The 20,918-nt window shown below is 72.0% G+C and carries 19 protein-coding genes; 9 read left to right on the forward strand and 10 right to left on the reverse strand.

What is annotated here, in order from left to right; translation table 11 throughout:
• Window positions 1-19: 19 nt before the first annotated feature.
• The gene (locus OG276_RS02735; protein WP_266902334.1) at window positions 20-457 is read right to left on the reverse strand and encodes a hypothetical protein; all 438 of its coding nucleotides are present in this window, start codon (window positions 455-457) and stop codon (window positions 20-22) included.
• 148 nt (window positions 458-605) lie between these two features.
• On the opposite strand from OG276_RS02735, the gene OG276_RS02740 reads away from it, so the two are divergent.
• Window positions 606-1,124, forward strand: coding sequence for a hypothetical protein (locus OG276_RS02740; protein ID WP_266902335.1), 519 nt, complete (start codon window positions 606-608; stop codon window positions 1,122-1,124).
• Here OG276_RS02740 and OG276_RS02745 read toward each other — a convergent pair.
• The 3 genes from OG276_RS02745 to katG all read right to left on the reverse strand — a co-directional run bounded on the left by OG276_RS02745 (window position 1,112) and on the right by katG (window position 5,999).
• Window positions 1,112-3,070, reverse strand: coding sequence for an NAD(P)-binding protein (locus OG276_RS02745; RefSeq protein WP_266912479.1), 1,959 nt, complete (start codon window positions 3,068-3,070; stop codon window positions 1,112-1,114). The genes OG276_RS02740 and OG276_RS02745 overlap by 13 nt on opposite strands.
• 123 nt (window positions 3,071-3,193) lie before the next feature.
• Window positions 3,194-3,544 (reverse strand): hypothetical protein, encoded by a 351-nt coding sequence (locus OG276_RS02750; protein ID WP_266902336.1) that lies wholly within the window; start codon window positions 3,542-3,544, stop codon window positions 3,194-3,196.
• 223 nt (window positions 3,545-3,767) lie between these two features.
• Window positions 3,768-5,999 carry a catalase/peroxidase HPI gene (katG, locus tag OG276_RS02755; RefSeq protein WP_266902337.1) on the reverse strand — a complete coding sequence of 744 codons (2,232 nt, stop codon included), beginning with the start codon at window positions 5,997-5,999 and terminating at the stop codon, window positions 3,768-3,770.
• A gap of 331 nt (window positions 6,000-6,330) precedes the next feature.
• Between katG and OG276_RS02760 the strand changes: the two genes are divergently transcribed.
• The gene (locus OG276_RS02760; protein WP_266902338.1) at window positions 6,331-6,741 is read left to right on the forward strand and encodes a Fur family transcriptional regulator; all 411 of its coding nucleotides are present in this window, start codon (window positions 6,331-6,333) and stop codon (window positions 6,739-6,741) included.
• Window positions 6,742-6,857: 116 nt separating this feature from the next.
• Here the strand turns inward: OG276_RS02760 and OG276_RS02765 are convergent, their stop codons facing one another.
• Window positions 6,858-7,313: a MarR family winged helix-turn-helix transcriptional regulator gene (locus OG276_RS02765; protein ID WP_266902339.1), complete on the reverse strand. Its 456-nt coding sequence runs from the start codon at window positions 7,311-7,313 to the stop codon at window positions 6,858-6,860.
• Window positions 7,314-7,407: 94 nt separating this feature from the next.
• Between OG276_RS02765 and OG276_RS02770 the strand changes: the two genes are divergently transcribed.
• Together OG276_RS02770 and OG276_RS02775 are read left to right on the forward strand one after the other, a co-directional pair.
• A complete protein-coding gene (locus tag OG276_RS02770; protein WP_266902340.1) occupies window positions 7,408-7,740 on the forward strand; it encodes a rhodanese-like domain-containing protein in 333 nt (110 codons plus the stop codon).
• 83 nt (window positions 7,741-7,823) lie between these two features.
• Window positions 7,824-8,120 carry a hypothetical protein gene (locus OG276_RS02775; protein WP_266902341.1) on the forward strand — a complete coding sequence of 99 codons (297 nt, stop codon included), beginning with the start codon at window positions 7,824-7,826 and terminating at the stop codon, window positions 8,118-8,120.
• A gap of 57 nt (window positions 8,121-8,177) precedes the next feature.
• On the opposite strand, the gene OG276_RS02780 is transcribed toward OG276_RS02775, so the two are convergent.
• The 3 genes from OG276_RS02780 to OG276_RS02790 form a co-directional block, all read right to left on the reverse strand.
• Window positions 8,178-9,074 (reverse strand): geranyl diphosphate 2-C-methyltransferase, encoded by an 897-nt coding sequence (locus OG276_RS02780; RefSeq protein ID WP_266902342.1) that lies wholly within the window; start codon window positions 9,072-9,074, stop codon window positions 8,178-8,180.
• A 14-nt stretch (window positions 9,075-9,088) separates the two neighbouring features.
• Window positions 9,089-10,405, reverse strand: a complete 1,317-nt coding sequence (locus tag OG276_RS02785; protein WP_266902343.1) for a family 2 encapsulin nanocompartment cargo protein terpene cyclase — start codon at window positions 10,403-10,405, stop codon at window positions 9,089-9,091.
• Between the two features lie 98 nt (window positions 10,406-10,503).
• Entirely contained in the window at window positions 10,504-11,916 is a 1,413-nt protein-coding gene (locus OG276_RS02790; RefSeq protein WP_266902344.1) for a family 2B encapsulin nanocompartment shell protein, read from the reverse strand.
• A 359-nt stretch (window positions 11,917-12,275) separates the two neighbouring features.
• On the opposite strand from OG276_RS02790, the gene OG276_RS02795 reads away from it, so the two are divergent.
• From OG276_RS02795 to xdhC, 5 genes are all read left to right on the forward strand, one after another.
• Window positions 12,276-12,494, forward strand: a complete 219-nt coding sequence (locus OG276_RS02795; RefSeq protein WP_266902346.1) for a hypothetical protein — start codon at window positions 12,276-12,278, stop codon at window positions 12,492-12,494.
• A 3-nt stretch (window positions 12,495-12,497) separates the two neighbouring features.
• Window positions 12,498-13,811 (forward strand): cytochrome P450, encoded by a 1,314-nt coding sequence (locus tag OG276_RS02800; protein ID WP_266902348.1) that lies wholly within the window; start codon window positions 12,498-12,500, stop codon window positions 13,809-13,811.
• Window positions 13,812-14,249: 438 nt separating this feature from the next.
• A complete protein-coding gene (locus OG276_RS02805) occupies window positions 14,250-15,737 on the forward strand; it encodes a xanthine dehydrogenase small subunit (RefSeq protein WP_266912481.1) in 1,488 nt (495 codons plus the stop codon).
• A complete protein-coding gene (gene xdhB, locus OG276_RS02810) occupies window positions 15,734-18,136 on the forward strand; it encodes a xanthine dehydrogenase molybdopterin binding subunit (RefSeq protein ID WP_266902350.1) in 2,403 nt (800 codons plus the stop codon). The genes OG276_RS02805 and xdhB overlap by 4 nt, the downstream gene beginning before the upstream one ends.
• Window position 18,137: 1 nt before the next feature.
• Window positions 18,138-19,046, forward strand: a complete 909-nt coding sequence (xdhC, locus tag OG276_RS02815) for a xanthine dehydrogenase accessory protein XdhC (RefSeq protein WP_266902352.1) — start codon at window positions 18,138-18,140, stop codon at window positions 19,044-19,046.
• A 50-nt stretch (window positions 19,047-19,096) separates the two neighbouring features.
• Here xdhC and OG276_RS02820 read toward each other — a convergent pair whose 3' ends face one another.
• Together OG276_RS02820 and OG276_RS02825 are read right to left on the reverse strand one after the other, a co-directional pair.
• Complete coding sequence (locus OG276_RS02820) at window positions 19,097-20,290, reverse strand: MFS transporter (RefSeq protein WP_266902354.1); 1,194 nt, start codon at window positions 20,288-20,290, stop codon at window positions 19,097-19,099.
• Between the two features lie 35 nt (window positions 20,291-20,325).
• Entirely contained in the window at window positions 20,326-20,835 is a 510-nt protein-coding gene (locus OG276_RS02825; RefSeq protein WP_266902356.1) for a hypothetical protein, read from the reverse strand.
• Window positions 20,836-20,918: the final 83 nt, after the last annotated feature.

Here is a 20,918-nt window from a genome sequence, read left to right on the forward strand (position 1 = left end):
GGCACGGGTGCGGGACCGGTCAGGTCCGGCTGACGCAGAGGGAGTCGGGATCGGGTGTTCCCGGGCGGGAGCATTCCGGGGACGGTACGGGCCTCGGGTGACCGTCGGCCGCGGGCTGCCTCACCCACATGGCGGAACCGGCGAGATCTCCGGCCGGACCGGCCTGCACGGTGGGCGCGTACGCCGATGCCAGCGGGCAGTCCTGCCCCGAAGCGGAGCAGCCTCCGTCGGTTCCCGCGCCCGCGCCGGCGGCCGGGCCCGTGTCGCTCGCGGGCATCGCGGGCATCCCCGCCATCACCGGCACCCCGGCCATATCGGCCATACCCGCCATGGGCGTTCCCGTCACGTGCCCCGTGGACGCGGGATGCGTGAACAGCCCTCCGCAGACGAGCAGCAGCACCGCCAGGACGCCCGCGCCGACCGCCGGGACGCGGTGACGGGCAGGGATGGGCTGCATGTCCCGAGATGCTACGACAGGGGCCCGGACACCTCCTGAACAGGGGCTGAACAGTCCGTCCGAGACCCTTCCCACCGGCTGCTTCGCCGTTAGTGTGTCGCCATGGAGACCCCCACCACCGCACCGGCGAAGTCCGCCGGCGCCCACCGTGACCAGGCCTGAGGCCCCGGACATGGACGCGCCCCGCCACGGCGCCTGGCTTCGTACCGGAATCAGCCGGAACGGCGGCCCGCTCCGGGAAACCGAGCACGTCGTATGGCTGCAGACCGACACCCTCTACGCGGACAGCCGCGGGTTCGCCGGAACCACCTCGTACGACGGCCACCAGATCACCTTCCACCACCACGTCGGCGCCCCCGGCCACGACGTCGGAGTCCTGCGTCCCGACGGCGTCCGCCTGATCGAAACGGGCAGCAACTCCGACGGCAGCACGTTCATGGAGGTCTGGTCCCCCCTGCCGTACGCCCAGGGCCCGACCGGATGCTGGTTCGCCGCGGGCACCCAGACCGTGCGCGTGGGCAACCACGTGGTGCACGTGGACGGCGCCGGGCAGGGCTCGCACCACGTCCTCCTGCGCACCGACCCCGAACCGCCCGGACCGGCGACGGATCAGTCCGAGCAGGTGGAGCCGGCGGATCATGCGTGGCAGGCCGGTCAGCCGGACTGACCCGCCCCGGTGTCCCCTGCCGCGGCCGTACGGGCCTGCCCGCGGCCGAGCAGTTCGGCCAGTCCGCGCCGAGTGGAGGCCATGACCACGCGGTCCTGCGGACGCAGGACGTGGCCGGGGCGCAGGTCCCACACCAGGGCGGGCCGCCTGGCCGTGTCGTAGCCCGGCTCCGTGGCGAGTCCGGGGCGGCGGTCCGCCGGGGCGGCGGTGTCCAGGGCGACGACCCGCCAGGCGCCGGGCCGGAAGGATTCCGCGATGGTGCGGCCCTCCAGCTGGGGATGGCCGGCCACCTCCAGCACCGCGAACACCAGCACCCTGCGCTCCACCGGGATCGCGCCGAGCACCTGGCGGCCCATCATCGCCCCGGCGAACGCGGGCGCGGCCAGGTGGGAGACGCTGCGGCTGCGGGTGAGGGCCGCCGGGTGGGCCTCGCGCAGGGTGCGGTAGACGGCGGTGGCGAACTCGTTGTCGTACAGCCGCATCACCACCCGTACGTCGGGTTTCACCGAGCGGGCGTAGAGCGCGGCCTCCAGGTTGGTGGTGTCCGAACTGGTCACCGCCAGCAGGGCGTCGGCGCGATGGATCCGGGCTGCCTCCAGGACCCCTTCGTCGGTGACGTCTCCGAGCACGACGGGCACGTGCAGGCGGCGTGCGAGGGCGATCCCGCGGGCCGTGGGGTCGGACTCCACGCACACCACGGGGATCCCCAGCTCCCGCAGCCGCGCCAGCACCCGGGCGCCGATCTTGCCGAGGCCGAGCAGGACGACGTGGCCGGAGAGTCCGCGCGGCGGCCTGCGCAGCGCCGTGGCGGTCCGGAAGGCGCCCAGTGCTTCGAGCGCCGCCGCGACGAGGACGGGAAGCAGGAGCAGCCCGACGAAACCGGCCAGGATCTGCAGGAGTTGACGCTCGGTGGGCTGGTCGAGGGCGGGGTCGTTGATCGCGAAGACGTCGAGCAGGGTCAGGTAGACGGCGTGCAGCGGGGTGTCCCCCGTGACCAGGGAGGAGGCCACGGCCAGCGCGCCGACGGCGGCCGTGATCCCGGCCAGTGACCAGCGGAGCCTGCGGGAGAACAGCGAACCCACCGGCAGGGAGACCTGGTTGAGGCGGCGCCCTTCCGGTGCGGCGCCGGCGTGGGAGACCGCTTCCAGCGCGACGATCCCGCGCCCGGTCGCGGCCGCCACCGACCGGGCGTCCGGGAGGAGTTGCGGGCCGCGGTCGCCGCCGAGTTCCGATCCGTCGGCGCCGGCCGGGTCGCCGGCGGTGGTGGAGAGCAGGGCCAGGGTGCACAGCCCCGGGTCGGCGACCTCGCCGGGGCCGGGAGGCGTGCGTTCCACCGCGCGCAGGAGCAGCCCGTCGGCCTGGATCACCTTGCTGGTGCCGGCGACGGCGGAGGCGACGAGGGCGGGGGCGGCCGTATCGGCGTCGGAGAGCACGGTCGTGGCGGAGTCGAGCCCCCGCCGGTCGATCCCCGGTTCCGCGACGAGCGCCGCCTGGTCGAGCAACTCCTCCAGGTGCTGGCCGAGTTTGCGGTTGTAGAGGCGGATGACGAGCCGCAGCCTGGGGTTCAGCCGCCGGGCGACCAGGGCGGCCCGTACGTTCGTCTCGTCGTCCTCGTACACGAGGGCCAGCGCGGCCGCCCCGGCCACCCCGGCGGCGGCCAGCGCCTCCTCGTCGGGGGCGGGAGCCTCCAGCACCCGCAGTTCGGGTACGAGCGCCTCCCCCGCGGCGGCCCGGTCACCGGCGGCCGTACGGATCCGCGCGGCCGGGAACCGTCCCAGCAGTGCGCGCCCGGCGCCGACCCGGGCACGGGTCCGGCCCTGCCCGGGCCCCGTACCGGGCCGCACCTCGCGTCCGGCGGGCACGACCAGCGTCACGCGCTCCTCGTACACGTCGCGGAGCTCCGCCGCCAGCCGGTGGGCGAGCCCGTCGTCCCCGCACACGACCATCAGGTCGGCGGAGTCGGTCTGTTGGCGAGGATGCGCGGAAGGAGAGGACACGGCTCCAGCATGCCGTGTCGTCCGGTCCGACCCGCCGTCGGCCCGTCGTCGTCCCGGGCGGCCGCCCGTGCGTCAGTGGATGACGCTGAAGCTGCGCCAGGGCAGTGCCTCGGGGGCCGTGACGTTCGACAGCGTCGTGCCCACATAGGTGCCGTCGCCGCGGTCGAGCTTGCGGCAGTCTTCCGTCTGGTACAGGACGACGTCCACGAGGGTGTTGTTCTCCACGTGGGTCGCCCCCTTGGGCAGGCCGATCTTCTGGCAGCCCTTGACCGAGGTGTTGATGTAGCTCACCTCGAGCGGCGAGTCGTGGCCGCGGAATTCGAGCATCCCGACGGTGCTCCGGCCCAGGCCCGAGCAGGCGGTGGCCGTCAGCAGCAGCGCTGCCGTTCCCGCGATGATGCTGATACGCCTGCTGTGGGACATGGCGCGGTCCTCGTCTGTGCGGTGATGGCGGTCCTACGCACAGAGTGCCCCGGCACGGCGCGGGCGGCTTCCGCTGCTCCGCCGTCCGGGTGAACGCGGCCCCGTGGCCCCGCGGCCCCGCACCCGACGCCCCGCGGCGACGTGCCGGGGGCCCGGAGCCCACGGGCCCCGCCGCAGGTCCGGGCCGGCCGCCGGTCACGGCCGGCCGGCCCGGGCGCCGGGATCAGACGAGGTCGAACCGGTCCAGGTTCATCACCTTGTCCCAGGCGGCGACGAAGTCCTTGACGAACTTCTCCTTCGCGTCGTCGCTCGCGTAGACCTCCGCGAGCGCGCGCAGCTCGGAGTTCGACCCGAAGACCAGGTCGACCCGGCTGCCGGTCCACTTGACCTTGCCCGTGGCGTCGTCGCGGGCCTCGAAGGTGTTCGCGTCCTCGGAGGTCGGCTTCCAGGTCGTCCCCAGGTCGAGCAGGTTGACGAAGAAGTCGTTGGTGAGGGACCCGGGGGTCGTGGTGAGGACGCCGAGCGGCGACTGCTGGTGGTTCGCCCCGAGCACCCGCAGGCCGCCCACGAGGACGGTCGTCTCGGGGGCGCTGAGGTTCAGCAGGTTCGCCTTGTCGAGCAGCAGGTACTCGGCCGGCAGGCGGTTGCCCTTGCCGAGGTAGTTGCGGAACCCGTCTGCGACCGGCTCCAGCGCGGCGAACGACTCCACGTCGGTCTGCTCCTGCGAGGCGTCCACGCGTCCCGGCGCGAACGGCACCCGGATCTCGACACCGGCGTCCTTGGCGGCCTGCTCGACGCCCGCGCCGCCCGCGAGGACGATCAGGTCGGCCAGCGAGACCTCCTTGCCCCCGGTCTGCGCCGAGTTGAAGGACTCCCGGATCCCCTCCAGGGTGCGCAGTACGCCTCCCAGCTCGTCGGGGTTGTTCACCTCCCACCCGCTCTGCGGCTGGAGGCGGATGCGCGCGCCGTTGGCGCCGCCGCGCTTGTCGCTGCCGCGGAAGGAGGAGGCCGCGGCCCAGGCGGTGGAGACGAGCTGGGACACCGTCAGGTCCGAGGCGAGGACCTTGGCCTTGAGGGCGGCGACGTCCGCGTCGTCGACGAGGGAGTGGGTCACCGCGGGGAGCGGGTCCTGCCACAGCAGGACCTCGGAGGGGACCTCGGGTCCGAGGTAGCGGACGATCGGGCCCATGTCGCGGTGGGTCAGCTTGTACCAGGCGCGCGCGAAGGCGTCCGCGAACTCGGCCGGGTTCTCGTGGAAGCGCCGCGAGATCTGCTCGTAGGCCGGGTCGATGCGCAGCGAGAGGTCGGTCGTGAGCATCGTCGGGGCGTGGGTCTTCGACGGGTCGTGCGCGTCGGGTACGGTGCCCGCTCCGGCGCCGGCCTTCGGCCGCCACTGGTGGGCGCCGGCGGGGCTCTTGAAGAGCTCCCACTCGTAGCCGAAGAGGATGTCGAAGAAGGTGTTGTCCCAGGCGATCGGGGTGTTCGTCCAGATCCCCTCCAGCCCGCTGGTGATGGCGTCGCCGCCCTTGCCGGTACCGAAGGAGTTGGCCCAGCCCAGGCCCTGCGCCTCGATCGGGGCGGCCTCGGGGTCGTCGCCCACGCTCTCCGCGGGGCCCGCGCCGTGGGTCTTGCCGAAGGTGTGGCCGCCCGCGATCAGGGCGACGGTCTCCTCGTCGTTCATCGCCATCCGGCGGAACGTCTCGCGGATGTCGCGCGCCGCGGCGAGCGGGTCGGGGGTGCCGTTGGGGCCCTCCGGGTTGACGTAGATGAGGCCCATCTGCACGGCGCCGAGCGGGTTCTCCAGCTCACGGTCGCCGGTGTAGCGCTCGTCGTCGAGCCAGGTGGTCTCGGGACCCCAGTACACGTCCTCGTCCGGCTCCCAGACGTCGGCGCGGCCGCCGGCGAAGCCGAAGGTCTCGAAGCCCATCGACTCCAGGGCGACATTGCCCGTCAGGATCATGAGGTCGGCCCAGGAGAGGCTCTGGCCGTACTTCTTCTTGACCGGCCACAGCAGACGGCGGGCCTTGTCGAGGTTGCCGTTGTCCGGCCAGCTGTTGAGGGGGGCGAAGCGCTGCTGGCCCGCTCCGGCGCCGCCGCGGCCGTCGCTGATGCGGTAGGTGCCGGCGCTGTGCCAGGCCATGCGGATCATGAACGGGCCGTAGTGGCCGAAGTCGGCGGGCCACCAGTCCTGCGAGGTGGTCAGCACCTCGGCGATGTCCCGCTTCACCGCCGGGAGGTCGAGCGTCTTGAAGGCCGCGGCGTAGTCGAACTCCTCGCCGAGGGGGTTGGCCACGGCGGGGTTCTTGGCGAGGATCTTCAGGTTCAGGCGGTCCGGCCACCACTGGCGGTTTCCGCCGCCTTGGGTCGGGTGGGGGGCACGGTCGTGCGCGACGGGGCAGCCACCGCCGCCCTCGGCCTTCGCGTCCGTGACAATTGCATCGTGGTTCTCAGACATGGGAATCCTTCCGGACCGGACCAGGCGGCCACGGTGATCAGGAACTGCATGCAATGGAACATTTTTTGGGGCACGGGACCCGGCAGCGGGCCTCGGTTTCACGGTCGTCCTGACGCCGGGGCGCTCACCTCGCGGACGGTCTCAAGTCCAGCCTCGCGCTGCTCCGGACCGTTCCTGTCCCTTGGCTATCAACACAACCGATCCTACGATGGACGCAATCCAAGTCAAGAACGACACCAAGCCCACATCCTGTCGGATCCCGGACGTCCGCGGGTAGATTCCCGGGTACCCCGCCGGACCGCCCCTGCGAATCTGAAAGTGGTGAGCCGATATGAGTGACCTGTTGGAGCGGCTGCGCGAGCGCGGTTGGCGGATGACCTCCCAGCGGCGCGTGGTCGCGGAGGTGCTCGACGGTGACCACGTGCACCTCACGGCCGACGAGGTGCACGCCCGCGCGGTGGCGCGGTTGCCGGAGATCTCCCGCGCCACCGTCTACAACGCCCTGGGCGAGCTGGTCTCGCTGGGCGAGGTCCTGGAGGTCACCACCGACGGCCGGGCCAAACGGTACGACCCCAACGCGCACCACCCGCACCAGCACCTGGTGTGTTCCGGCTGCGGCCTGATCCGCGACGTCCACCCCACCGGCGACCCGCTGGCCGGCCTCTCGGCCGAGCAGCGGTTCGGCTTCACGGTGTCCGGGGTCGAGGTCACCTACCGGGGGCTCTGCTCCTCCTGCGCATGAGAGGGGCCGGGCCCGCCGCACGGAGCGGCGGGCCCGGCCCGAAGCGCCCGTACGGATGTCCGCGCACGGTGCGTGAAGTGGACGTCGGCCCCGCCGGACGTCAGCCCCGCCGGACGTCAGCCCCGCCGGACGTCGGTGTCGGGCTGGGCCACCTTGAACAGCGCCCGGGCGATCACCGCGGCGTCCGCGTCGCTGAGGTGCGCGGAGAAGTGCTTCTGGATGCTGCGCATGTAGACCGGGGCCGTGGCCCGATGGGCCTCGGCGCCCTCCGGGGTGATGACGGCCCACGAGGCGCGTTTGTCGTGCGGGTCGGGCAGCTTGGACACGAGCCCGGCGCGCACCATCTCGTCGATCAGGCGGCTGACCCGGGTACGGCTGAGGACCACCCGGTTGGCCACTTCCTGCATCCGTAGCCCGTGCTCTCCGGCCGCCTTGAGTTCGAGCAGCACGTCGTACCACGTCAAGGGGATCCGGCCGTCGCGCTGCACGTCGCTCTCGATGGCGCGCACCGCGGTGTTGTGCGCGAGGAGCATCGCCCGCCACGCCTCAAGTCGATCGTCCTGTCCGTTCACACCGCGATCCTAGCCCCATTGCGTGCGCCCGCACATACTTGTTAAGGTGCGTGCGTACGCACTTATTGATCCTTGATTTTCGGAGGCTGGCTACATGGCGGTTCAGAACCTCTCCCGCGACGAGGTCAAGCAGAAGCTCGACAGTGGCAAGGCCGCGGTCGTCGAGGCCCTGCCGGAGCAGTACTACAAGGAGGCGCACCTGCCGGGAGCGCTGCTGCTGCCCGTCGACGACGTCGACGAGCTGGCTCCGGGCCTGCTGCCCGACAAGGACGCCGAGGTCATCGTCTACTGCACCGGTACGACCTGCTCCAACTCGGGGATCGCGGCCAAGCGGCTCGCGGAGCTCGGCTACTCGAAGGTCTTCACGTACAAGGACGGCAAGGAGGACTGGGTCGGGGGCGGCCTCCCGATCGAGTCCGGCGTCTGAGCGGATCCGCGTCCACACACGAGCAGGAGGAACGGACGATGACCTAGGACAGCAAGGTCACCACCCTGCCCGCGCTCGAAGCGGTGCATGCGGCCAAGTCCCAGTCCCTGGAGGCCGGTGAGCGGCTCGACCGCGTGCTGCGCCGCGCCTTCTCGGGCTCGGCGCGGGCCGCCGTGACGGCCCAGTACGAGTCGGCGCGCGAGGGGCGGGTCAACTGCAGCCCGTACGTGTTCCTCCACGACGGCACCGACCTGGCCAACCCCGGCATCGAGGCGCACGGGGTCAACGGCCACTTCGGGCAGGGGTTCCCGGTGATCGACCGGGACCGCCCGGAGGTGTACGAGGAACTCCTCGCGCACGCCGCACGGTTGCTGCCCTGAGGCCCGACCGGTGGTGCCGGGACCGCCTGATGGCGGGCCCGGCACCGGAGCCGGCCGTCAGACGCGGTCGGCCGCGATCAGCACGTACTGGAAGGAGCCGTCCTTGTAGGACTCGATGAACGCCTCCTCGATGCCGGTGACCAGCGAGGACGTGGCCCGCAGCTCCCAGTAGGGCAGGGTCGCGGGGGTCAGGTCGATGACGGCCTGCGGCACGAGGCGGTTGTCGGCCATGGACCGCAGGTACTCCCGGCGGGAGTGGATGTTGCACTCGAAGTGCGCGTTGATCTGGGAGACCCACTTCGAGGGCTGGCCGTAGCGCGGGTTCCAGCAGCCGGTGATGGTCACGTACCGGCCGCCGACCTTCAGGACGCGGGAGTGCTCGGCGAAGAGGTCGTCCAGGTCGACGTACATGCTCGACTCGTTGTTCCAGGACGCCGCGGCCTGCCCGGTCTCGAAGGGCGTGCCGAGCATGTTGCAGACGCGGGCCCGGACGTGGTCGTCGATGCCGAGCTCGCGGGCGCGCTGGTTGGCGAAGTCGGCCTGCTTGGCGGAGAGGGTGACGCCCTCCACCGTGCAGCCGAAGCGCTGGTGGGCCATGACCATCGAGCCGCCGCGGCCGCAGCCGGCGTCCACGAGGGTGTCCTCGCGGCCGATGGGGCCGAGGTGGTCCAGGAGCAGTTCGGCCTGCGCCGACTCCAGCCGGTGGAGCTCGGCGACCAGCTTCTTCTCGTACGCGCTGTCGTCGGTGTCGCCGAGGGCGGAGTGGTCGACGTCGCCGATGCCGTAGTGGTGGTGGTAGAGGCCGTCCACGTCGCCGAGGCGCAGGTTCACGGGCCTGGCCTCGTTGTTCCAGTAGCGGGCGATGTCCCCCTGGTAGGGGGTGGCCGGGCCGGGAATGATCACGGAGGCGGGGGTCGTGCCGTTGGAGCCGGTGGTCAGATCAATGCTGGTCACGAATAGGTCCGTCCTTACCAGAAGTCGGGCAGGCTGTAGCGATAGGTGTTGGTCTGGTGCCAGTAGTGGTTGCCGTCGAGCCAGACGGCGACCCCCCGCAGGAAGCGCAGCACGCTCGGCACGGGGCAGGCCGCGGCCAAGGCGGCGGCCTCCGCTTCGAAGGCGTGCATGAGGTCGTTGTGGACCTCGACCGCCTTCAGATAGCCCTCCTGGTCGGAGGTGCCCTCCCGGTCGGCGATCACCACGGGAAGGTTCATGTGCCGCCCGGGGGCGGCGAGTTCCTTGGTGTACGAGTACAGGTCGTTGACGATGGTGGTGGCGTTCCCCGCAAGGGCGATGACCCGCTGCATGGGCGCCTGGGCGTGCAGATCGGCCGGGAGCTCGTATCCGCCGATGGTGTCGGTGATGGTGGGGCAGGGGCGGAAGTTGTTGAACTGCCGCATGGCCAGGTACTCCCACACCTCCGGGACGTACTCCGTCTGGCTCCAGGCCGCTTCGGCGAGGTATCCCAGGTGCAGCCGGGCCATGTCGTGCCGGTAGCGGTCCGCCTGCGAGGGGCTGGCCTGCGCGAGGAAGTACTCCATGGCGGAGCTGTAGGCGCGCCGGGGCGCGTCCGAACGGAGCGACGCCGCCCACGCGGGCTCGTACTCCTTCGTGGTGTGGAGCGGGTCGATGGCGGTGTGTGCCAGCAGGAGGCGGCCGCCGAGGCCGATGGGCGAGCCGCCGTGGTCCTCGCAGTAGACGTCGTCGACCGCGTTCTCGGCGACCATCAGCCGGGTGGCGACCATCAGGTGCTCGATGGTGGGGGCGTCCGGATGGCAGGCCACCATGTAGCGCCCGACCTGGAAGCCGTCGAACTGCTTCTCCCAGTCCTCGGGGAACAGGTCGACCTCGTCCACCGCCCAGGCCTTGATGCGGCGGCTGACCTCCTCCACGCGCACCGGGTCCGGCTCCGGCACGGGGTGGTGGTAGAGGCCCGGGATCGGGTTTCCGGCCGCCGGCGCCCCGGACTCCGGAGCCGCCGCGGATACGGTCGGCTGCTCCCGGCGGGCCGGGTGCAGGCCCGTCGTACCCAGGCCACTGGGTCCGCCCAGGAGCCGTCGCAGGGCGGGGCTCGGGGCGGGCGGAGCGGGCGGGGCGGATGTGGCCGGCGGGGCCGCCGATGGCGACGGGAAGGACAGGCCGGGCCCTGCCGGCAGGCCCGGCAGTACGGGCGGACCCGGCAGGCCGCCGGACGCGTGGGCCTGGGCGCTGCCGAGGACGTGGGCCCCGACTTGGGCCGCGGCGCCGGGCAGGCTCGACTGCAGAGGGGAAGGCCCGGGCTCGGGCATCCGTGACTCCTTGGTGAGGTGGGTGGTCCGTCCCGGATCCCGGGCGCGCTCAGCCCCTTAGAGGGTCCGGGCCGTCGTCGTACGGGACTTGCGGCCGGTCAGTCGCTCCGGCGGGCGATCTGGACGTTCTCCAGGACGCCGAGGGCGTCGGGCACCAGGATCGCGGCGGAGTAGTAGGTGGTGACCAGGTAGGAGATGATCGACTTCTCGTCGATGCCCATGAAGCGGACCGACAGGCCCGGCTCGTACTCCTCCGGCAGACCTGTCTGGCGCAGCCCGATGACGCCCTGGTTGTCCTCGCCGGTGCGCATGGCGAGGATCGAGCTGGTGTTCTCCTTGCTGATGGGGATCTTGTTGCAGGGCAGGATCGGGACCCCGCGCCAGGCCGGCACCTGCTGTCCGCCCACGTCCACGTGGTCCGGGTAGAGCCCGCGGGCGTTCATCTCGCGGCCGATCGCCGCGATCGTGCGGGGGTGGGCGAGGAAGAGCTTGGTGCCGCGGCGGCGGCAGAGCAGCTCGTCCATGTCGTCCGGGGTGGGCGGGCCGGAGTGGGTCTGGATCCGCTGCTTGAAGGCGGCGTTGTGGAGCAGGCCGAACTCCCGGTTGTTCACCAGCTCGTGTTCCTGGCGCTCGCGCAACGCCTCGATGGTGAGACGGAGTTGCTCTTCGGTCTGGTTCATCGGCCCGTTGTAGAGGTCGGCGACCCTCGTGTGGACCCGCAGGACGGTCTGGGCGATGGAGAGTTCGTACTCGCGCGGCTTGGATTCGTAGTCGACGAAGGTGCCGGGCAGTTCGGCCTCGCCGGTGTGGCCGGCCGACATCGCGATCTCGGCCTCGCCGTGCTTGTTCTGCCGCTGCAGGGGCAGCGAGCTGAAGCGCTGGATGTGCTCCTGGAGGTGCGGCGCCCCGGACACGATGCCTGCGAAGTCGGCGCGGGAGAGCGTGAGCAGGGTGCCGGGGGTCTCGGCGGTGGCGGTGTAGTCCCACCGGGCGTCGGAGTCCAGCAGGGCGTTCTCGCCGAAGCGGTCGCCGTCGGCGAGTACCGCGACGGAGATCTCGTCGCCGTACTTGCCCGCGGAGGTCTGGCTGATCCGGCCGTGGGCGATCAAGTGGATCTGCTCGGCGGGAGCCCCCCGCTCGACCAGCACCTCACCGGCGCGGAAATCGCGCTGGACGCAGCGGCCCGCGATCGCCGCCAGCACTTCCTCGTCGTCGAAGCCGCGCAGCAGGGCCAGCTCGCCGAGTTCGCGCGGGATCACCTGGACGCGGGCACCGTCCTGGACGAACTCGATGCTCCCGTCGCCGACGGTGTAGCTCAGCCGGCGGTTCACCCGGTAGGCGCCGCCCTTGGTCTCCACCCAGGGGAGCATCCGCAGCAGCCAGCGGGAGGTGATCTCCTGCATCTGCGGGGCGGACTTGGTCGTGGTGGCAAGGTTGCGGGCGGCCGACGTGCCCAGGCTGGACTGCTTGGGCGGATCCAGCTGTGCTTCCGGGCTGGTGTCAACGGTCATCGGTCGAGCTCTCCTTCATCGGCGGGGAAGGGAAGGCGAACGTCTGGGCGTCCGTCCGGATCCCGGGGAACCGTAACGGCGCAGATCCCCGCCCCACCGCGAAAAAACGTTGCCGTTGCTTCGTTCTGGTGATCCTGTCCCGCCCGGGGTTTGTTCGGCGGATCGGCGGTATTCAGCCGGGTCCGCGCAGCCTCCGGACGGCCCGCCGCGGCCGGAAAGCCGGGCAGTGTGCCACAAAAGGGCCGGGCGGTCACGTCACGTGATCCCGGGGCGTGCCCCCGGGGTCCGCGGAATGGCGCAATGAGGTCAACGGAAAAGGGCGGACCCGCCGCCCGGCACCCCGAACAAGGAGGACAGCCATGGCTGCCCTGATCCCCCTGCGCAAGTCGCTCCTCATCGCCGTCTCCGCCGTCGCCGCGCTCCTCGGCGCCGGATCGGCCCACGCCGCATCGGGCTCCGCCCACCTGGCGAACGACCCCTCCGGAGCGAAGGTGCAACGCAGCAGTCCGGTGAAGAGCACACTCGGTGGCCAGGACACTTCCACCGCGTACGGCTACTACTACGTACAGGGACGCTAGCCCGTGCTGTCGGCCCGCGTGCCGCCCGGCCCTTCCGGGGCCGGGCGGCACGGCAACAGGCGTGCGTTCGAGCGGGACCGCCTCGGCTTCCTGCTCGACCAGCAGCAGTACGGCGACCTGGTCCGCTTCGACGACGACCTGTACCTCGTGAACTCGCCCGTCCTCGCGGAGCAGGTGCTCAAGCACACCAACACCACCTACACCATCGCCCGCGACCTGCTGGGCGAAGCGACCGACGGAAGCCGCGCCTCGGAAGACCTGGCCCGGTGGATGCGGGCCCGCGCCCTCGCCGGACGCGGCCTGAACCGGACCGGTACGCGGGCCGCCGGCGACCGCCTCGCGGCCACCGTCACCCGGCACGCGGACACCTGGCGCGCACGCGGCAGGATCGAGGCGATCCCCGCACTGGAGGACCTCACCGCCCACCTCATCGCGGAATTCTGCCTCGGGCCCGAGACGGGCGCGGTCCCCGACCTCCTGGCCCGTCTGCAGGACGCGCTGCTGCCTCCCGCCCTGCCCCTGCCCGCGCGCTGGCACGCGCCGCGCCGGCGCCGCCTGAGCCGCGCCTCCCGCGACCTCGCCGAAGAGGTCTCCGCGCTGATGCTCCGGCGCCGCACCACACGGCGGGAGGACTCCCCGCCCGCGGTCGCGGACCTGCTCGACACCGCCTGCGAGGAAGGCGCCCTCACCCGCGAGGGCGCGACCAGCGTGATCGTCGCCAACCTGTTCGCCGCCCACGAGACCACGGCCGCCGCGCTCTCCTGGCTGCTCCTCCTCCTCGACCGGCAGCCGCACCTGCGCCGCCGGGTACGGGACGAGGCCGACCGGGAACTCGCCGGGCGGCCCCCCACCGCGGCCGATGTGCCCGGCCTGGCCGTCGCCGGCGCCGTCGTGAAGGAGACCCTGCGGCTCTATCCCCCGCTCTGGCTCGTCCAGCGGACCGTGGAGGAGCCCACCGAGCTCGCCGGCTACCCGCTCCGCCCCGGCCAGCGGGTCGGTGTCAGCCCCTTCGTCCTCCACCGCGACCCGCACCACTACGACCGGCCCGACGCCTTCGACCCGGACCGCTGGATCGAGCGCCCCGACACCCCCCTGCCCAAGTACGCGTTCATGCCCTTCGGCGGCGGACCGCGCAACTGCCTCGGCACCCACTTCGCCACCACGGTCATGACCATCGCCGCAGCGACCCTCACCCGCGACTACCGGATCAGCCAGTCCCCCGGCACCACGACGACCTTCGACACCCGCACCATCCTCCAGCCGCAGGGCCTCGCCCTCGACGTCGCCGACCGCCCCCGCACCTCCGGCCCCCGGTGACGGCCCGGTCGGGGAACCTGCGGGTCGGCGCCTGGTTTCGCGTACGAATCCGCGCCCCGCACCGTCGCCGGCCTTCGTGGAATCGACCAAGACGTGCTTGACCGATCAATCTTCGGCACGTAACTTCGACCGCACCAACTCGAGAGCCACTGGAAGGAGGCGAAGCCGGATGTCGACCATCTCCGCACTGCTTCGCCTCGCACACCAGACCGCCTGGGCTCCGGGTCGGGTAGCACACGGCTGCTGAACGAGCCCCTTTCCCGGCGTGCCCGATCGCGGCCCCGGAGATTTTCCCTCACCCTGTCACCACTTACGGCGCCTCCTTGCGTGCCGGTTCGCCGCGCTCCGGGTCGTAGAGCCGCGGCCACTGAACGAGAAAGCTCCTGCCATGGCAACTTGGACAGTCCGATCGACCGCGCCCCGGAACGGGGACGTGCCGTGGTAGCCGCGCGGATCACGGTCAACGGGAAAGAAACACCGATCGCTCCGGCCGCAGCCCACACCACGGTGCTGGACTTCCTGCGCGACCGCGGCCTCACCGGCACCAAAGAGGGCTGCGCCGAAGGCGAATGCGGCGCCTGTTCGGTGCTCGTCGCCCGGCCGGGGGTGAACAAGCCCACCGACTGGGTGGCGGTCAACGCCTGTCTGGTGCCGGCCCTGGCACTCGACGGGCAGGAGGTCGTCACCTCCGAAGGCCTCGCCACCGTCGACGCGTCCGGCGCACCCACGGCGCTGCACCCCGTACAGGAGGAGATGGCCGTCCGCGGCGGCTCCCAATGCGGTTACTGCACACCGGGGTTCATCTGCAGCATGGCCTCCGAGTACTACCGGCCCGACCGCTGCGCACACGCGTCCCCGGCTGCCGGGGAGACCGCGGACCCGGCCGAGGGCACCGACCCGGAGCACGGCCCGAACGGCTTCGACCTGCACGCGCTGAGCGGAAACCTGTGCCGCTGCACCGGCTACCGTCCGATCCGCGATGCCGCCTTCGCCGTGGGCTCGCCCACCGAGGACGACGTCCTGGCACAGCGCCGCGAGCAGTCGCCGCCCGAGGCGGCCGCCACCGAATACGCCCAGGACGGGAGCGAGTTCCTGCGTCCCGGCACTCTCGCGGAGACGGTACGACTGCTGCGCGAGCGGCCCGGGGCGGTCGTGGTCGCGGGCAGTACCGACTGGGGCGTGGAGGTGAACATCCGTTCCCGCCGGGCCGATTGCGTGGTCGCGGTCGACCGGCTCCCCGAACTGCGGGAGCTGCGGGTCGAGTCCGGGCACATCGAGATCGGGGCGGCGCAGACGCTCACCGAGATCGAACGCCGGCTCGACGGCAGCGTCTCGCTCCTGGCGGAGCTGTTCCCGCAGTTCGCGTCCCGGCTGATCCGCAACAGCGCCACCCTCGGCGGCAACCTGGGGACCGGCTCCCCCATCGGTGACAGCCCGCCCGTGCTGCTCGCGCTGGAGGCCTCGCTGCTGCTGGCCGGCGCGGACGGTGAGCGCGAGGTCCCCCTGGCCGAGTACTTCACCGGCTACCGGCAGAGCGTGCGCCGTCCCGGCGAGCTGATCCGCGCGGTGCGCATCCCGCTCCCGCTGTCGCCCGTCACGGCCTTCCACAAGATCGCCAAGCGGCGCTTCGACGACATCTCCAGCGTCGCGGTCGCCTTCGCCCTCGACATCGAGGACGGGATCGTCCGCAAGGCGCGCATCGGCCTGGGCGGCGTGGCCGCCACCCCGATCCGCGCCCTCTCCACCGAGGCGGCCCTGGAGGGCAACGCCTGGACGGCGCAGACCGTCGAGGCCGCGGCCCGGATCCTGCGGGCCGAGGGCACCCCGATGGACGACCACCGCGCCAGCGCCCTCTACCGCTCCGCGATGCTCGGCCAGAGCCTGCACAAGCTGTACGCGCGAACCACCGAGGCGGCGAAGTCATGAGCCAGTTGTCCCAGCGTCCCGAGAAGCCCGTCGTCGGGGTTTCGATGCCGCACGAGAGCGCGAACCTGCACGTCACCGGTGCTGCGCTCTACACCGACGACCTGGTCCACCGCACCAAGGACGTCCTGCACGCCTACCCGGTCCAGGTCATGAAGGCCCACGGCAGGATCACGGCGCTGCGCACCGAACCGGCGCTCGCCGTGCCCGGTGTGGTCCGCGTACTGACCGGGGCCGATGTGCCCGGCGTCAACGACGCCGGAATGAAGCACGACGAACCCCTCTTCCCCGACACGGTCATGTTCCACGGCCACGCGGTCGCCTGGGTCCTGGGCGAGAGCGTGGAGGCGGCCCGGCTCGGTGCGGCGGCCGTCGAGGTGGAACTCGACGAACAGCCCTCCGTGATCACCTTGCGGGAGGCGATCGAAACCGGGAGCTTCCACGGCGCCCGGCCCCTGATGGTGACCGGTGACGTGGACGCCGGCTTCGAGGACTCCGCGCACGTGTTCACCGGCGAGTTCCAGTTCTCCGACCAGGAACACTTCTACCTCGAAACGCACGCGGCGCTCGCTCTCCTCGACGAGAACGGGCAGATGTTCGTCCAGAGCAGCACCCAGCACCCCTCGGAGACCCAGGAGATCGTCGCCCACGTACTCGGCCTGCACAGCCACGAGGTGACGGTGCAGTGCCTGCGGATGGGCGGCGGCTTCGGCGGCAAGGAGATGCAGCCGCACGGGTTCGCGGCCGTCGCCGCGCTCGGCGCCAAGCTCACCGGCCGGCCGGTCCGCGTACGGCTCAACCGGACCCAGGACCTGACCATGTCCGGCAAGCGCCACGGGTTCCACGCCACGTGGAAGATCGGCTTCGACGCCGAGGGCCGCATCCAGGCCCTGGACGCCACGCTGACCGCCGACGGCGGCTGGAGCCTGGACCTGTCCGAGCCCGTGGTGGCCCGCGCGCTGTGCCACATCGACAACACCTACTGGATCCCCAACGCGCGCGTCGCCGGCCGCATCGCCAAGACCAACAAGGTCTCCAACACCGCCTTCCGCGGTTTCGGCGGACCCCAGGGCATGCTGGTGATCGAGGACATCATGGGCCGGTGCGCGCCGCAGCTCGGCCTGGATCCGATGGAGCTGCGCGAGCGCAACTTCTACCGGCAGGGCCAGTCGACGCCGTACGGGCAGCCCGTCCCCTACCCCGAGCGGATCTCCGTCATCTGGCAGCAGGTCAAGGAGGACGCCGCGCTGGCCGAGCGGGGGCGCGAGATCGCGGCCTTCAACGCCGCGCACCCCCACACCAAGCGGGCGCTCGCGATGACCGGGATCAAGTTCGGCATCTCCTTCAACCTCACCGCCTTCAACCAGGCCGGCGCCCTGGTGCTGGTCTACAAGGACGGCTCCGTCCTGATCAACCACGGCGGCACCGAGATGGGGCAGGGCCTGCACACCAAGATGCTGCAGGTGGCCGCGACCACGCTGGGCATCCCGCTGCACAAGGTGCGGCTGGCCCCGACGCGCACCGACAAGGTGCCCAACACCTCGGCGACCGCCGCCAGTGCGGGTGCGGACCTCAACGGCGCGGCGGTGAAGAACGCCTGCGAGCAGATCCGCGAGCGGCTGCTGCAGGTGGCCGGCACGCAGCTGGGTACGAACGCCTCGGACGTGCGCATCGTCGAGGGCGTCGCGCGCGCCCTCGGCAGCGACAAGGAGCTGGCCTGGGACGACCTGGTGCGCACCGCGTACTTCCAGCGGGTCCAGCTCTCGGCGGCCGGCTTCTACCGGACCGAGGGCCTGCACTGGGACGCCAAGGCGTTCCACGGCTCGCCGTTCAAGTACTTCTCCTACGGTGCGGCCGCGACCGAGGTGGAAGTGGACGGTTTCACGGGCGCGTACCGGATCCGGCGCGTGGACATCGTCCACGATGTCGGCGACAGCCTCTCCCCGATGATCGACATCGGTCAGGTCGAGGGCGGTTTCGTCCAGGGCGCGGGCTGGCTGACGCTGGAGGACATGCGCTGGGACTCCGGCGACGGACCGAACCGCGGCCGCCTGCTCACCCAGGCGGCGAGCACGTACAAGCTGCCGAGCTTCTCGGAGATGCCCGAGGAGTTCCACGTCAGGCTGCTGGAGAACGCCACCGAGGAGGGCGCGGTCTACGGGTCCAAAGCGGTCGGTGAGCCCCCGCTGATGCTGGCCTTCTCCGTACGGGAGGCCCTGCGGCAGGCGGCCGCGGAGTTCGGGCCCGCCGGGATCAGCGTGGAGCTGGCCTCGCCGGCCACGCCCGAGGCGGTGTACTGGGCGATCGAAGGGGCCCGCCGGGGCGGTGCGCCGCTCGGCGACGGGCCGGCGCCCGAGCGCAGCGGGGTCCTCGCCGACGCAAGCGCTTCGAGCAATGTCTGACATGAGCTGGGTCGCCGCGGTCGCGCGGTTGCGGGCACGCCGGGAAGCCGGGGTGCTCGTGACCGTCGCGGCCGTGCGCGGCCACGCGCCCCGGCGGGCCGGTGCCAAGCTCGTGGTGGGACGGACCGGGACCTGGGGTTCGATCGGCGGCGGCAACATCGAGGCCGTCGCCATCGACCGGGCGCGCGAACTGAGCGGCGCGGCCGATCCGGAGCCGGAGCTGATGGAGTTCGCCCTCAACGACAAGGTCACCAGCCGGCACGGTGTGCAGTGCTGCGGCGGAGCCGTCACCGTGCTGCTCGAACCGCTGCCGGTGGTCCAGGCCGTGGCCGTCTTCGGCGTCGGGCACGTCGGACTGGAACTGGCGCGGATCCTGGCCCGCCAGGACCTCGACCTGCACCTCGTCGACAGCCGCCCCGACATGCTCACCGAGGAACGGCTCAGTGTGCTCGCCGACGCGGTGGCGCAGGTGCACGTGCACCACACCCCGCTGCTTCCGGAGACGGTGCTCGGGGAGCTGCCGCCCGGCACCCACGTCCTGATCATGACGCACGATCACGCCGAGGACGCCGCGCTGTGCGACGCCGCCCTGCGCACCGACGGTCTCGGCTCGATCGGTCTGATCGGCTCGTCCGCGAAGTGGGCGCGGTTCCGGCAGCGCCTGGCCACCGAGGGCGGTCACGACGCCGGCACCATCGACCGGATCACGACGCCGATCGGGCTGACCGAGATCACGGGCAAGGAGCCCGCCACGATCGCGGTGAGCGTCGCGGCGGACCTGCTCCGCACCTTCGAGCGGGACCGTCATTGGGCGGGCCCGGTCCCCGGCCCGGTCCCTGGCCCGGCCCCGGCCCCGGTCCCGGACACGATGGCCGAGGTGGCGTACCCGACGGCGGCGGGCGGCGCATGAGCCCCCCGGCCCACGCGCCGCCGGCCGCCGGGCCGGGCGGTCTCGCGCGCTCAGTTCGCGGCGGCCCGCGCCGGGCGCCTGAGCAGGTAGCCGGCCGCGGTCAGGACGAGCACCGCCATGCAGCCGATGAACACCAGTCCCGCACCCTCCAGCCCGAGGGGGCCTTCCAGTACGCCCACCCCGATCACGGGCAGCGAGATGCCGGTGTACGCGACCAGGAACAGGGTGGAGATCACCGCTGCCCGCTGGTCCGCGGGAGACGCCCCGGCCACCGCGGACAGTGCCCCGCGGAAGGCCAGCCCCTGCCCCAGTCCGCCGACGAGGGCGCTCAGCACCACCAGCGCCAGCAGGTCCCACCACAGCGCGCCCGCGAGCAGCGCCAGTCCGGCGAGGAGCGCGGCGCACCCGAGCGGCAGCGAGCGCTCCAGGCCGACACGGCCGACCGCCAGCTGGCCGGCGGTCGAGGCGAAGAAGGCCAGTGCGACGACCAGTCCGCTCAGGGCGCGGTTGTGCACGTCCAGGGACTGCGCGAGGAACGCCGGGCTGACGGAGGTGAACACGCCGAACAGGGCGAAACCCACGAACGCGGCGATCGCGGCCGGCCCGAACACCGCTCGCACCTGCGGGGGCAGCGCGGGCCGCTGCGGTCGTACGGTGCTCAGCGGCCGCCGCTCACGGACCGTCTCGGGAAGCCGCAGCAGGACCACGGCCGCGACCGCCACGAGCGCGAGGTGCACCACGAACGGCAGGTACAGCGGCCAGGAGGCGTACTGCGAGAGGACTCCGGCGAGCAGCGGACCGCAGCCCAGTCCGCCCATGTTGGCGGCCGTCGCCACGAACGTGGCCCGCGCGGCGCCGCCGGGCGGTGCCAGCTCCATCACGTAGGCCGTGGCGGCCCCGGTGAACAGGCCGGCGGACAGGCCCGACAGCAGCCGGCCCGCGTACAGCCAGGGCATCCCGTCGGCGCACAGGAAGCAGACGGCGCTCAGCGCGGCGAACCCCAGACCCGCCAGCAGGACCGGCCGGCGGCCCACGGCGTCCGAGGCATTGCCCGCCAGCAGCAGTACGCCGATGACTCCGAAGGCGTACACGGCGTACACCACGGTCACCATCAGCGCGGAGAAGCCGAACTTCTCCTGGTAGAGCCCGTAGAGGGGGGTCGGCAGCGTGGTGCCGGCCATGCACACGGCGAACACCGCCCCGCTCAGCAGGCACCGGCTCCAGCCTTGTCGATCAAGGTCCATGCGGCCGACCGTAACCCGGGAGCACCGACTTCGCGTCAGTACACCAGCTTGTACGTCACGTCTTTGGGGACCGGGTCCGGTGCGGTGTCGGTGTAGAGGAGCCGGATCGTGGTGAAGCGCCGGAGATCCGGGTGCTCGGGCCAGGCCTGCGGATCGCTCAGGGTCACCTTGACCGGGTAGGCGTGGAAGCGGCCGGCGGCGCAGTACGGGCGGCAGTCGTTCACCATGTCGGTGCCGGTGGCCGTGGCGCCGGACTGCCCCCAGGTGTCCCAGCGGAGCCGAACGAGCCGGTTGTTTCCGTCGCCGCAGGCCAGGAGGTACTCCTGGGGGCGCATCTGGGCCTGCTCGAAGCAGTCGACGACCACGACCGGGTCCTGTGAGACCGGGGTCCGGGCCGGGGCCGCGGCGCCGGTGTTCGCCGAGGCGGGGAGCACGGCCGCCGTCATCGCCGCCACCGCGCACAGCAGGGTGGCGGTCCGCACCTTGCGCCGGGACGCGGTGCGTCGGGATGCGTCTGCGGGGCGGCCACCTGCGGAAACGTTCACGGAAGACCTTCCTCGCCACTCTGCGTGCCGCCGGCACCACCGGGGTACTCCCAGCTTCCCCCATGGGGGTGAAGCTCGCACCC

The sequence above is a fragment of the Streptomyces sp. NBC_00086 genome (assembly GCF_026343255.1).
GTDB lineage: Bacteria > Actinomycetota > Actinomycetes > Streptomycetales > Streptomycetaceae > Streptomyces.